Genomic DNA, 12856 nt, shown 5'->3' with positions numbered 1-12856 from the left:
TTGATCCAGCGTGTAGACAAACCCTCGCATTCGGTGTCAGGTCTGCGTGCCGGTGCTCACGAATGTCAAATTCGCTCCGCTCCGATACTCGTCCTTCCTAGGGCTGCAAAGGTTTTCTATCACGCTGAAAAGAAGACAAATGGCTAAAATCAAGACCCATTTTAGCCATTTGTCAAAAAAACCCGCTAGATGCGGGTTTTTTGATTAAAGCGAATCGGAAGGATGCGAAGCCGGTCGATAAACAGGGCAAGCTGTTCAATTGGAGCAACCATTGAGATGCGGACATGACGTTTTCCATGTGCTCCAAACACCCCCCCGGGCGTGACAACGACATCGGTATGTTCGAGTAAATAGTCTGCAAATGCATGAGAATGTTCAAACTCATCAGGGATTGGAGCCCATAAATAAAAGGCGCCAGCTGGACGTTCGATGGACCATCCTAGCTGCTTTTCTGCCTGACGGATGAAGAAGTGAATTCGTTCAAGGTAGACCTCTTTTAATGATTGAATGTGACGGTCATCACTTTGCAAGGCGACGGTTGCGGCTTGTTGAAATCCGCCATACATACTAACAAACACATGATCTTGGAAGGCGTTAATGGCTTGGATGATGTCCTCATTACCTACAGCAAAAGCGACTCTCCACCCTGCCATATTAAATGTTTTGGATAGAGAATATAATTCTACTCCTACACTTTTTCCAAGAGGAGCATTCAGAAAGCTTACTGGTTTTTGCTCATAATGAAATGAACCATAGGCAAAATCATGAATGACATGTAGTCCGTGAGCCGATGCAAAATCAGCAGCCTCTTCAAAAAATGCATCATTTGCCACAGCTCCTGTTGGGTTATTCGGATAATTTAAGAAAAGAACCTTTGCCTTTTTGAGCACCTCCGGATCAATTGAAGAGAGATTCGGCAAATAGCCATTTTTCGATTCAAGTTTGATGCAGTAGGGCTTTGCGTCTGCCATCAAGATCCCAGAATGATATTCTGGGTATCCTGGATCGGGGACGAGGGCAATGTCCCCTGGGTCAAGCAGACACTGACTCATGACATAAAGGCCTGTTTTCCCCCCATTGAAAAGGGCCACTTCTTTCTGTGGGTCTATCTCAGTGCCGAACTCCTTTTTGTAGAAATCTGCAATGGCTTGCTTGAAAAAGTCGAAGCCTCTAAAAGGTGCATACTGCTGAAACTCTAAAGTGCCTGCTGCCTCTAGAAGCGCGCTTACGATATGTGCAGGAGTCGGAAGATCAGGATTTCCCTGCCCAAGGTTTATGATGTTCGCCCCGTTTTGTGCTTTATGTGCAATTTTCTCAAAGACGGTTCCAAATTTCTGTTCTGGCAGCCGTTCAATCACGTTAGATGGTAAGATCTTCACCACATTACCCTCTCTTTCTATCCCTTCACTAATTCATCCATTAACTGAATGGCAGCTTGCTTCTGTAAGTTGCGGATGGATGCGGCAACATCCTGTGAGGATGACCCTTTTAATTCAAGCGACACGATGCCATTAAAGGCTTCAAATAAAGAGAGATCCACAAAGGTGCCTTTAGATGGGACGGATTCACTGACGATCACAGTATCTCCAACTAAAGCATCCTGCGGAATATGGACATGATCAATGGTGATATGTGTGGCCTCTGCCGGTATGTGTCCGCTTTCTTTGAAATGCTGAGGGTATAAATGGCAGTCTGCTATATAATGCGTATGTCCAGAAAGCAGCTCTTTTGGCAGATTCGCTCTTTTTCCATCGACTAATACATCGATCAGCAGCTTGGCCATATCCACACCAAACACTTTTTTGATATTCGGAATCATATTCCAGCCAGCAAATCTAGCTGCGGATTCGATCAGTCCTGTTTCTCGATTTTTCATGAGCTTGATCTCTGTATGGGTCGCACAGTTTTCAAGTCCCAGCCCTTCATTTGCCTTCTTAGCTGCCTCAATGATGATTTGCTGTGCTTCATTGTCTAGGATCGAGGGAGTAATATGAGCCGTTTCTGTAAAACCGATTTGAGGGGTCTTGTCATGTATGACAAAAGGGATATATTCTCCCTCCACGACGAACCCTTCTACACTGACATAATCAGAATAGCCACCCTCTTGATACCAATCCTCGTAAGCCCCCTCTAAGTACGTTTCAGCGACAAATGGTGCTTCATATGTCACAGCGTTTGGGACGGGAATGGTTTGCAAATAGGACTGTACGTTTAAAAAGAGATCATCACTGCCGGCTCTGTCATGAAAAAGGGTCACGCCAATCGAGCTTGCTAAATATGTAGGCTTTAAAATAAGCGGTGTCCCGATATGTTCAATAGCTTGCTGGAAATCAGCTAAAGTGGTGACAGGCTGAGTTTTCACCGCTTTGACACCAGCAGCGTTGAATGCAGCTCTCATTTGGCTTTTATCACGCGCCATTTCAGCTGCTTTTACCCCAGCGCCGCGCAGCCCCAGCCGTTCGGCGGCTTTTGCCATTGGTGCAATGAATAATTCATTATTGGTGGTGATGGCATCAGCTTTGAAAAAGGAAGCCACACGGACTAGGTCATCCACCACCTCTTCCTCTGATTTCAAATAATCATCATGTGCCCAGTAAATAGAATCAGGGTGTTCAAAAGAAGGGTGTGTCTCAAAATAATGGCGATCTTTGATGACGGCAATGGAGTATTTTTCTATTAGCTCAGCGTGTCCCTTTGTAATGGCAAAGGGTCTCGGGATATAAGAAACGATATGATAAGGTGCCGCCACGCTTTCATAAAACATATGGGGCGGGCACCCTCCTAAGTCAGCAATGACAAGTACGGTTTTTTTACTCAATGAAAGCACTCCTTTTTATCTAGCGGTGTATCCGCCATCTGCTGTGACAACACTTCCAGTCATATAGCTGGATAGATCAGAGGCGAGAAACAGCATCACGCCCGCAATTTCTTCAGGTTTTCCGAGACGAAGCAAGGGATTCACCTTTGCTTTTTCCTTTTTGACAACCTCAAGACTTTCTGAATGATTGTCTAAAAAGGATTTTTCATTTAATGGCGTATCAATGATGCCTGGGGCGATACAATTCACCCTGATTTGATGAGCGGCATAGTCAATCGCCATCGATTTGGTGAGCTGGATGACACCGCCCTTTGTTGCGTTGTATGCAGGAATGTCAGGCCAGCCAACGAGACCTCCGACAGATCCAGTATTAATAATACTTCCGCTTTTCTTCTCAAGCATATGCGGCAATGTATGCTTACTCATGAGAAATACACCCGTCAGGTTGACCTGTAGAATGTGGTTCCAATCCTCCAATGTCATCTCGTGAATAGGTGAGACAATTTCGATGCCTGCATTGTTAATCAACACATCAATTGTCCCGAATTGGTTCAGCACGGATTGAACGGTTTTTTGACAGTCAGCCTCATTTGTAATATCTGTTTTGAAAAACGCAGCATGTTCATGAGGCAATGATTCAACAAGTTGTTTACCGCTATCTTCATTGATATCAGCCACAGCTACTTTTGCTCCGTGTTCAAGGAAAAGCTTGACGGCGGCAAGCCCAATCCCAGACGCACCTCCTGTAATCAGGACGACTTTTCCGGCAATGTTCATTTCTTCACCTTAGACGCTTTTGGCTTTAAGCGGTTATAGCGTGGAGGGAAGAAGAGATTAATAGACTTTGATGCTTCTGGCTTTGGATTAATGGCGCCGTGATCTTCTTTTGGATCACAGAAGTAGGTCGTGCCAAATTCCATCTTCTCTGTAAAGCCTTCAATCGTCATATCGTATCCACCGCTAATGCAAATCCCAATTTGTTCATTACGGTGCTTATGAAAAGGCATTTCCCCGCCATTTCCCGGAATGTTAGCAATCATAAGCTCCATCCAGTCCTCAACAAAAAAAGTCACTTCCATGCCAGGAAGCAAATCACGCGTTTTGAAAATGTCTAAGAAATAAGTAGGAGGAGCCGTATATTCCTCGCCATCTTTTAATCTCTTAATATCAATGGCGATCACTTCTTCATCTGTCAAATTCGATGCGCCGTGAGGAACGAATGGTGGTGCAATATAGGCTGATTCTAATGGGGTGAGCACTTGGGTCGATTGGCCGACCGTCATTTGAAGCTCGCCTTTTAATACGATGCCGATTTGTGCTTCTGGATGCTCGTGAGGTTCGATGATCGTGTGAGGAGGGACGTGTGAAATTAACACTTCCGTATCGCCTCTGACAGTAGAATATTGGATGACACCATTATCCCATTCTCGTTTTTTCGCTTGAGGAAAATATAATTCTTGCACCTTTTGTTCAGTTGTCATGTTTACATCTCTCCTTTTCCGAATATAGACCAGCTCATAGGAATGCTTTTAAATGTTCGAATGAAGGTGAGGCCGTATGTAGCTCTAGCCACCTCATTGGTTAAAGCGAAATCAAATTCGCCGTCTCTTACTTTTTGTGCGGCTGTACTTGTTGAATTGACAAGCTCAAATTCAGCATTTTGATGAATAAAATATTGAATCAAATTCACAGGTGCAGGATGAGAAACAATTTTTAAATGGTGAAGCATTTGTTCTTGAAAGGGGAAATCTGGCCTGACAGCCAAACCATACATGGGCGTGTCACATCTGAATATTTGTAAAAGCTGCAGGTCAGGTCTCATGTAGAAATGTTTGATTCCTTCGTATGCGTGTGGAACGAGAGTGTATTGGAGTGCGTTAGAGAGAGTATGTTCAATGCAAGTTTCGAATGTGTCGTAAAGGGATAGTTTCGTATGAGTGCCGAGTGTAGTGGTGGAATGAGAGATGAAATGTTTTGCTGCATATTCACTGCTTGTCCCCTTAGGGCCTAATGTATTGACTGTAAACATCTTAGGTGAAACGATGGGCTCTTCTTTGAAATGAAAAACATCATTCTTTAAGATCATGTTTACCATCCAATCTTTTTCAAATTTTTACTAGATTATAAAAAATAAAATTGGTAATTGTCAACAAAATTTATAAAAAATGTATTTTATGATGATATTAAAAATTGATCTAAAAAACTGCACATATCGAGATGTGCAGTGAAATGAGCTCACGTTTCAAAGGTATTTTTATGTTTCTGCTGTAAGGTTTTTTCACGTTTATAGCTGATGAAGCTGATGAGAAAACCAACGAGCGTAATGAGTGCACATACAAGTCCTACCGTATGATAGCCGAAATGGACATAAACAGGTCCCATCAAAGCGGACCCAAGCATAACGGCTAGATTGGAAGCAAGGCTGTAAAAAGCCATCACTTTGCCTCGGTGGGTTTGGGAGCAGTCGCTCAGGACGGTGCTCAAAAGCGTGACGGATAAACTTTGCATGGCACCCCAAATAAATAAAGCGAAAATGAGCAATGTCCATGAGAACGGTGCATAAGGAAGTAAGGCAAGAACGAGCGCAATCCCGCCCAGCACAAAGAAAAGAGACCGTGTTTTGCCAAACCAATCTGCTAATTTCCCGGTAAATATACTCATGGAAAAACCAACGCCATAAGCCATGATCAGAAGTCCAGCTGTTGATTGCCCTCCGGAAAACAAACTTTGCAGGTAAGCTCCTAAAAATGAGTACATGCCATAAAATCCAAGCATGTTACAAAATGTCACGGTCATATAGGCAGGGACACGGTCGATTTTCAAAGCCCCCCATAAAGAACCTGATTTCTCCCTAGCTTGAGGTGCCTTCTTATCAGCTGTGGCGACTTGTTTTCTAGATTCAAGGATGACGAGCAGCAGGACAACGAGACTCATCATGGCGAAAATCCAAAATGTCCAGCGCCAGTTCAAACTTTGACCGATAAAAGCGCCAATGGGCACACCAAGGACAAGAGAAAGAGACCAGCTCGATACAATGAGTCCCATCACTTTGCCGCGATATTCATATGGAACCCGGTCCCCCACAAGAGCATAGGCTGTTGGCACAAATACACCAGTCGCCAGCCCAGAAATAGCACGGCCGGCAAAAAACACGGCCAAATTTGGGGCAGCAGCACACATCACTGTTCCAATCAAAAAGAAAGACAGCCCAATTATCAAACACAGCTCTCTTGAATATCGGTCCCCTAAAGGAACGAGAAGCGGAGCTCCAACCAGCACAGCTAACCCATAAATGCTGATGGAAAGAGCGAGAACATCAAGAGAGTGCTGAAAGGAGTTTGATAAATCAGGCAGCAGTGGTGAAATCACCAGTTCCTCCGATCCCGCCGCAAAAACGCCAAGTGTGAGTGCGATGGCAAGTGTGATGGGAAATGTTTTAGAAGCCTGGCTGTCTAAAGATTCTTTCATCAAGTGATCCCTCCATACTTGCTTTTTCATTCAATTCCGTTAAAATAAATTCTACCATTATTTAGTTTTATTTTACATTTCGCATCATAAGTATTATCATCAAATACTTTTCAAATGGAACGATTTTTGGATAGGAGAGGTACGAATGAAAATCACCGATGTAGATGTGCATATTTTAAATGAATTGAGAGAAGATGCCCGCTTATCCATGAGGGAATTGTCCAAACGAGTGAATTTATCAGCACCTGCGGTAGCAGAAAGAGTGCGTAAATTAGAGGACGCAGGGATTATCGAAGGGTATTCTGTTCAGGTCAATTATAAAAAATTAGGGCTTCTGATTGACTGCCTGCTGGAAGTTACGGTGTTAAATGGGGAGTATCAGCGTTTTGTGGCTTTTATGAACGAGCACCCACGCGCTTTTTTTGCTTATCGAGTGGCAGGACAGTCTTGCTTTTTCATTAAGCTGTCAGTTTCGTCTCTTGAAGAAATTGAAGCCTTTATTCAAGAAGTATCTGGATTTACAAAAACCGTCTCCCATATTGTCTTGTCAGAGCACTCTTTTTCTCACCCTATTCAGGAACGCTTGAAACAAATAGAAGAGCCAAAAATGACCGTGGTGAAATAAAAAAGGACCTATGTCAGGTCCTTTTTATTCGTTTATCTGACTGATAACTCATAAACGTAATGATAAGGCCAATAAATGTCACAGCTGCAGCAAATAACGGAACAAGCTGTAAATGTGTGATGTCGATAGCAAGACCGCCAAGCGCTGCACCGCCGGCATTCCCAATATTAAAGGCAGAATGGCTGAGCGTCGATGCGAGTGTCGGTGCTTCATGTGCCATGTTCATCGTGCGGTATTGCAAGGTAGGAACAAGAATAAATGAAATGATTCCCCAAACAAAAATGGTCAGCACGGCAAACACTTTGAATTCGGAAGTGACTGTAAACAATAACAGGACAGCAATGAGTAGGATCAGTGTCACCATAATACTCGGCATCAGCTTCCAGTCAGCAAGCTTTCCGCCAACTAAATTCCCGATGGTGACCCCAAGTCCAAATAGGACAAGGATGAGCGTTACCCCATTTTCCTGAAAGCCAGTGACTTGCAGCAGGATTGGGCTGATATACGTAAATGCTGTAAAAACACCAGCAAAACCAAAGATGGTCATCGCAAAGGAAACGAGTACCTGTGGTTTTTTCAAGACGGATACTTCATTTCGAATATCCAATACTTCTTCCTTTGATTGATTCGGAACTAAGCTGATGATACCGATTAAGGAAATGAGACCAATGACGGCAATGACTAGAAAAGACATACGCCAGCCGAATTGATTTCCTATAAAGGTACCGAACGGCACACCGAGTACATTGGCTACCGTCAGTCCTGTAAACATGAAGCTGATCGCACTTGCACTTTTCTCTTTAGGCACAAGCCGTGCAGCCATAATGGCTCCGACGCCAAAGAACGTTCCATGAGCAAATGACGTTAAAATACGGGCGGCCATTAATAGACCATAAGAGGTCGAGACAGCGGCAGCAGCATTTCCCGCCACGAAAAGAATCATTAACAGAATGAGGAGACGTTTTCTCGACATTTTCCCAGTCGATAACGTTAATATAGGTCCGCCAACTGCGACACCAAGTGCATATCCAGTAATCAGCTGTCCTGAAGCAGAAATTGATACATGAAGATCGTTTGCGACATTTGGCAAAAGGCCCATGATGACAAATTCAGTCATGCCAATCGAAAACGCACCGAGCGTTAATGCAAAAATAGCGATGGGGAAGTTTCTCATGATGTGATCACCTTTCTAAACAAATACATAAAAAAGCTTCGGAAAGATCCGAAGCCTTAAGAGTTTATCATACATGGAAATAAGACGCCAGCTGCTCGTTTGCTAATCGGTTTCCAACAAAGAAGGAACCGAATTCGCCATAGCGTGCACTGACTTCATCAAAGCGCATTTCATAAACCAATTTTTTAAATTGGAGCACATCATCAGAGAAAAGGGTAACGCCCCACTCATAATCATCAAAACCAACAGAACCTGTAATGATCTGTTTTACTTTTCCAGCATAGCTTCGGCCAATTAAGCCATGGCTTCTCATAAGAGATTTACGCTCATCCATGGAAAGCATGTACCAGTTGTCATTGCCAGAACGTCTTTTATCCATTGGATAGAAGCACACGTATTGAGAAGAAGGAAGCTCTGGATATAGGCGCGCACGTACATGCGGGTTCTCGTAAGGATCTCCGCCATCGCCGCCTCCTGCTAAGTAGTTACTGAGCTCAACAACTGAAACATACGAATAAGCTGGAATCGTAAACTCTGCTAGTCGTGTTTTGTTGAATTCAAGTTCAATTTCACCTAGTTCTTCCATTGTCGGACGTAAAATCATGAGCATAATATCTGCTTTTTGGCCGACAATACTATAGATTGTTTGGCTTCCAGCTTTATCTTGCTCAGCTGTTTTCCATTTTTCCAATAGACCTGTGAACTCATGAATGATGGCTTGGCGCTCATCACTTGTCAGCAGCTTCCAAGCTGTCCAGTCGATCGTTCTAAAATCATGCAGCGCATACCAGCCATCTAGTGTTTGAGCTGCTTCATTTGTTGTATGTTGTTCGCTCATTTCTTTCACTCCTATTAACAGTTTTCCATCTGTTCCAACTATAACATAGTTTGTCCAAATGGAGATGTGATCAAAACTTGAACGAAGAAAACAGCTTTTATCAAAATTGATTAAATTAGTTTGAAAAATAAGAATTTAATTTGTAAGCGCTATAATATAAGTTGGTAGTTTGAATTTAGGTAGAAGAAGAGTATGCTTAAAAGAGAACGCTTTTTTTGTAAAATCAAGGAGGGTATTGTAGTGGCAGATATTTTTTCAACAGTTCAGGAAAAGGTTGCAGGTAAAGGAGTAAAGATCGTTTTTCCTGAGGGAATGGACGAACGCATTCTAACAGCCGTTCAAAAACTAGCAGATGGCAAAGTATTACAGCCAATTGTGGTAGGTAAAAAACAAGAAGTTGAAGCAAAAGCAAAAGAATTAGGTCTTACACTTGATGGTGTTGACGTGTATGATCCTCATACATATGAAGGTTTTGAAGAGCTTGTACAAGCTTTCGTCGAAAGACGTAAAGGCAAAGCAACAGAAGAGCAAGCAAGAAAAGCATTACTAGATGAAAACTACTTCGGTACAATGCTTGTATATAAAGGTCTTGCAGACGGACTTGTGAGCGGTGCGGCACATTCAACTGCTGACACAGTGCGTCCAGCACTTCAAATCATTAAAACAAAAGAAGGCGTAAAGAAAACATCTGGCGTCTTCATTATGGCTCGCGGCGAAGAGCAGTATGTGTTTGCTGATTGTGCAATCAACATTGCTCCAGACAGCCAAGATCTAGCTGAAATTGCGATCGAAAGTGCAAACACAGCAAAAATGTTTGATATCGAACCACGTGTGGCAATGCTTAGCTTCTCTACAAAAGGCTCAGCAAAATCAGACGAAACAGAAAAAGTATCTGAAGCAGTTCGCATTGCAAAAGAAAAGGCACCTGAGCTTGTACTTGATGGAGAATTCCAATTTGATGCAGCTTTCGTTCCTTCAGTAGCAGCGAAAAAAGCGCCAGATTCCGTGATCAAAGGCGACGCTAGCGTATTTGTTTTCCCTAGCCTCGAAGCTGGAAACATTGGCTACAAAATTGCACAGCGTTTAGGTAACTTTGAAGCTGTAGGTCCAATCCTGCAAGGCTTAAACCAGCCAGTAAACGATCTTTCAAGAGGCTGTAATGCCGAAGACGTTTACAACCTTGCGCTGATCACAGCAGCTCAAGCATTATAATGATCTCGACAAAGGCAGCCAGTACGATAGATTCGTGCTGGCTGTTTTTTTGATGACAAATGTGTACAATATAGGGGGAAAAGAAAAAATTTGATCGTAGATAAAGCCGATAGAATGGGCAGGTGCTATAATGAACGATTTAATACATAAGCTTCAGCATAAGGTCGCGGGATTAACAGAGGCACAAAGGAGAATTGCAGATTATATCGTGCACAATCCGATGGAGGTCGCGTTTTTAACCGTAGATAAATTGGCTTCAAAAGTTGGGACGAGTACAGCTACCATCATGAGATTCTCTGCTGCTGTAGGGTATTCCGGTTTCTCTGAGCTTCAAAAAGAGCTTCAATCAAATATGAAGCATAAAGCCGCCCCTCAAACGAGACTTGAAGCGAACCTCAAGCATTCAAATAAAAGTAAGCTTTTGCATAATCATGTAGACCTGCAATTTCAAAATATCCAGTACGCTTTAGACAATATCACGGAAGAAACCTTTCAGCATATTGTTGAAAAAATAGCCAGCTCCCGCCATGTTCTGTGTACAAGTGTCCGAAGTGGAAGACCTGTTGGCGAGTATCTGTCATTTGGAATCAATCGGCTATTGGGGAACTGTCAATATATTGATGCGGACAAAAGTGACTGGGTGGATGATCTCGTTCATTTTCAATCTAATGATTTCATTATAGCGGTCAGCTATCCTCGCTATGCAAAGCGTATAAAGGACTTGCTGGAGGCAGCGAAGTCATATGGGGTGGAAGTGCTTTTAATTACAGACAGCTACAGCTCTCCACTAACTAAGTATGCACAATATGTATTACCATGTTCCTCAGCAAGTGTGGGCTCTCATAACTCTGTCGTATCTGCTATCTTTATTGTAGATTATATTTTAAGTGCCTTAGCCATTAATGACCCTGAAAGGACAAAACCACGTTTAGATCAAATCAATCATATGTTAACGAAAATGAGTTATCACACAACACATTAGTCGTGTGGTGACTCATTTTTTTCATTTATTTTTTTGAAAGCGCTTTACTAAATAAAATCGAGATGGTATGATCGTGTCACAAAAGTAATATATATTACTTTAATAAAATTATATGTAATGAATATAACTCAAAGGGGATGATGGAACAATGAGTACTGTTCAATTCGTGTCAAATGATCTAATAGATCGGGCAAGAAAGCTTAACTCAACCTTGCTGTCAGACGTGATGGGATGCACTGGAGCGATGGATCATCAAATTAAACCTGTTGCAAGAGGCATGAATATAGTAGGGACAGCTTTTACCGTTAGCTTACGGCCAGGGGATAATTTATTTCTTCATCAAGCGATCTACTCTGCTAAAGAAGGAGATGTACTGATTGTTGATGGAAAAGACCATAAAGGTCATGCATATTTAGGGGAATTGATGGCAGGTGTAGCAAAGGCTGTAGGAATAGAAGGAATCGTGATTGACGGGCTTGTTCGCGATAAACTCGCTTTAGAGGAGCTGGCTTTTCCAATATACAGTAAGGGGTTTATGCCAAACGGACCTTTTAAAGATGGTCCTGGGGAATTGAATCAAACCATCTCGTGCGGCGGTGTCAAAGTAGCACCAGGTGATTTAGTCATTGCTGACGATGATGGAGTCGTCATCGTTCCACAGGAGAAGGCGGAACACATGCTGACACTAGCGGAAGAGAAACAAGCGTATGAAAATCAGAGATTAAACACGATTCAACAATATATGGACGAAGGAAAGCAAGACACTAGTCTCTTAGCACCTGCATGGCTGGCAGGCAAATTGAAAAAATTTCAGGAATAGGGGAGAATCGGTGATGAAGATAGGCTTTATCGGTTATGGAGAAGCAGCATATGAGCTATCAACGGGATTGAAAACAGAAGGATTAGATCAATTTTATGCGTATGATGTACTGTTACAAAATGAGAAATTGGCTGGAGCGTTGAAAGAAAAAGCATCGCAGACAGGAGTTCAATTAACCAGCAGTATCAGCGAAGTCATTGAGAAATCTGATATTGTCATTGCAGCTGTGCCAGCGAATAAAACCTTAGAAGTGGCCCAATCTGTATCGGGAAGTTTGAAAGAGAATCGAGTATATGTAGATGTGTCAGCATCAACACCAGACATCAAAAAACAAGTGGCCAATGAAATTGAAAAGCAAAAAGCTCTATTCGTAGATGCTGCCATGCTAGGGCCTCTTCCAGTCAACAAACACAAGGTTCCGATCACGGCAAGCGGCAGTGGAACCGACCAATTCATGAAAGTAATGAATGCTTATGGCATGAATATCACAAAAATCAGTGACCAGCCAGGAGATGCTTCTGCCTTAAAGCTGATCAGAAGCGTTTATATGAAGGGGATCGTTGGTCTCATGATTGAATTTTTGGAAATTTCCAAAAAATATAATGTGGAACAACAAGTGATTTCTTCATTAAGCGATACAATGGATAGCAAAAGTTTTGAAGAGACCATGAACCGTCTTGTGACAGGGAGTGCATTACATGCAAAACGACGAGCGATCGAGCTTCTTGGCTCTATTGAAATGTTAGATGAAGCAGAGGTTGATGCCAGCATGTCTCGGGCAGCGCAACAGAAGCTAGAGAGATTAGCAGACTTTCAATTCGTTGAACGGTTTAATGGGAAAAAGCCGGCCAGCTGGGAAGAAGTTATTGACGTGATGCAGCAGGGGTAATAAATTGTAAGCGTTTTATTTAACAAAGGG

At 42.7% G+C, this 12856-nt stretch carries 13 protein-coding genes; 5 read left to right on the top strand and 8 right to left on the bottom strand.

Annotation, left to right across the window (positions count from 1 at the left end; all coding sequences use genetic code 11):
• Window positions 1–185: 185 nt before the first annotated feature.
• The 6 genes from ACN6NB_RS17855 to ACN6NB_RS17830 form a co-directional block, all read right to left on the bottom strand.
• The gene (locus ACN6NB_RS17855) at window positions 186–1379 is read right to left on the bottom strand and encodes an aminotransferase class I/II-fold pyridoxal phosphate-dependent enzyme (protein WP_474253512.1); all 1194 of its coding nucleotides are present in this window, start codon (window positions 1377–1379) and stop codon (window positions 186–188) included.
• Window positions 1380–1396: 17 nt separating this feature from the next.
• The gene (locus ACN6NB_RS17850) at window positions 1397–2818 is read right to left on the bottom strand and encodes an ATP-grasp domain-containing protein (RefSeq protein ID WP_474253511.1); all 1422 of its coding nucleotides are present in this window, start codon (window positions 2816–2818) and stop codon (window positions 1397–1399) included.
• Window positions 2819–2833: 15 nt separating this feature from the next.
• The gene (locus ACN6NB_RS17845; protein ID WP_058838507.1) at window positions 2834–3595 is read right to left on the bottom strand and encodes a glucose 1-dehydrogenase; all 762 of its coding nucleotides are present in this window, start codon (window positions 3593–3595) and stop codon (window positions 2834–2836) included.
• Window positions 3592–4299, bottom strand: coding sequence for a 3-((4R)-4-hydroxycyclohexa-1,5-dien-1-yl)-2-oxopropanoate isomerase (gene bacB / locus ACN6NB_RS17840; protein WP_058838508.1), 708 nt, complete (start codon window positions 4297–4299; stop codon window positions 3592–3594). Before bacB ends, ACN6NB_RS17845 begins: the two co-directional genes overlap by 4 nt.
• Before the next feature lie 2 nt (window positions 4300–4301).
• A complete protein-coding gene (locus tag ACN6NB_RS17835) occupies window positions 4302–4904 on the bottom strand; it encodes a type 2 periplasmic-binding domain-containing protein (RefSeq protein WP_024423797.1) in 603 nt (200 codons plus the stop codon).
• Between the two features lie 149 nt (window positions 4905–5053).
• Entirely contained in the window at window positions 5054–6286 is a 1233-nt protein-coding gene (locus tag ACN6NB_RS17830) for an MFS transporter (protein ID WP_474253510.1), read from the bottom strand.
• 145 nt (window positions 6287–6431) lie between these two features.
• On the opposite strand from ACN6NB_RS17830, the gene ACN6NB_RS17825 reads away from it, so the two are divergent.
• Window positions 6432–6911: an Lrp/AsnC family transcriptional regulator gene (locus tag ACN6NB_RS17825; protein ID WP_059377905.1), complete on the top strand. Its 480-nt coding sequence runs from the start codon at window positions 6432–6434 to the stop codon at window positions 6909–6911.
• 13 nt (window positions 6912–6924) lie between these two features.
• Here ACN6NB_RS17825 and ACN6NB_RS17820 read toward each other — a convergent pair whose 3' ends face one another.
• Complete coding sequence (locus tag ACN6NB_RS17820) at window positions 6925–8085, bottom strand: MFS transporter (RefSeq protein ID WP_341084830.1); 1161 nt, start codon at window positions 8083–8085, stop codon at window positions 6925–6927.
• 67 nt (window positions 8086–8152) lie between these two features.
• A complete protein-coding gene (hemQ, locus tag ACN6NB_RS17815) occupies window positions 8153–8923 on the bottom strand; it encodes a hydrogen peroxide-dependent heme synthase (protein ID WP_024423793.1) in 771 nt (256 codons plus the stop codon).
• Window positions 8924–9163: 240 nt separating this feature from the next.
• On the opposite strand from hemQ, the gene pta reads away from it, so the two are divergent.
• The 4 genes from pta to ACN6NB_RS17795 all read left to right on the top strand — a co-directional run bounded on the left by pta (window position 9164) and on the right by ACN6NB_RS17795 (window position 12826).
• Complete coding sequence (gene pta, locus ACN6NB_RS17810) at window positions 9164–10135, top strand: phosphate acetyltransferase (protein ID WP_024423792.1); 972 nt, start codon at window positions 9164–9166, stop codon at window positions 10133–10135.
• 130 nt (window positions 10136–10265) lie between these two features.
• Complete coding sequence (locus tag ACN6NB_RS17805) at window positions 10266–11117, top strand: MurR/RpiR family transcriptional regulator (protein ID WP_247543892.1); 852 nt, start codon at window positions 10266–10268, stop codon at window positions 11115–11117.
• 148 nt (window positions 11118–11265) lie between these two features.
• Entirely contained in the window at window positions 11266–11937 is a 672-nt protein-coding gene (locus ACN6NB_RS17800; RefSeq protein ID WP_474253509.1) for an RraA family protein, read from the top strand.
• A 13-nt stretch (window positions 11938–11950) separates the two neighbouring features.
• On the top strand, window positions 11951–12826 hold the full coding sequence (locus ACN6NB_RS17795) for an NAD(P)-dependent oxidoreductase (protein ID WP_260774977.1): 876 nt from the start codon (window positions 11951–11953) through the stop codon (window positions 12824–12826).
• Window positions 12827–12856 lie beyond the last annotated feature (30 nt).

Source organism: Bacillus sp. 11B20, from assembly GCF_056098985.1.
This window is presented reverse-complemented; position numbering and strand designations above follow the sequence as displayed.

Excerpts from the sequence above, each read along its gene's own strand:
- ACN6NB_RS17845 (WP_058838507.1), bottom strand. The coding sequence starts at position 3,595 with ATGAACATTGCCGGAAAAGTCGTCCTGATTACAGGAGGTGCGTCTGGG.
- bacB (WP_058838508.1), bottom strand. The coding sequence starts at position 4,299 with ATGACAACTGAACAAAAGGTGCAAGAATTATATTTTCCTCAAGCGAAA.
- ACN6NB_RS17835 (WP_024423797.1), bottom strand. The coding sequence starts at position 4,904 with ATGATCTTAAAGAATGATGTTTTTCATTTCAAAGAAGAGCCCATCGTT.
- ACN6NB_RS17830 (WP_474253510.1), bottom strand. The coding sequence starts at position 6,286 with ATGAAAGAATCTTTAGACAGCCAGGCTTCTAAAACATTTCCCATCACA.
- ACN6NB_RS17825 (WP_059377905.1), top strand. The coding sequence starts at position 6,432 with ATGAAAATCACCGATGTAGATGTGCATATTTTAAATGAATTGAGAGAA.
- ACN6NB_RS17820 (WP_341084830.1), bottom strand. The coding sequence starts at position 8,085 with ATGAGAAACTTCCCCATCGCTATTTTTGCATTAACGCTCGGTGCGTTT.
- hemQ (WP_024423793.1), bottom strand. The coding sequence starts at position 8,923 with ATGAGCGAACAACATACAACAAATGAAGCAGCTCAAACACTAGATGGC.
- ACN6NB_RS17805 (WP_247543892.1), top strand. The coding sequence starts at position 10,266 with ATGAACGATTTAATACATAAGCTTCAGCATAAGGTCGCGGGATTAACA.
- ACN6NB_RS17800 (WP_474253509.1), top strand. The coding sequence starts at position 11,266 with ATGAGTACTGTTCAATTCGTGTCAAATGATCTAATAGATCGGGCAAGA.
- ACN6NB_RS17795 (WP_260774977.1), top strand. The coding sequence starts at position 11,951 with ATGAAGATAGGCTTTATCGGTTATGGAGAAGCAGCATATGAGCTATCA.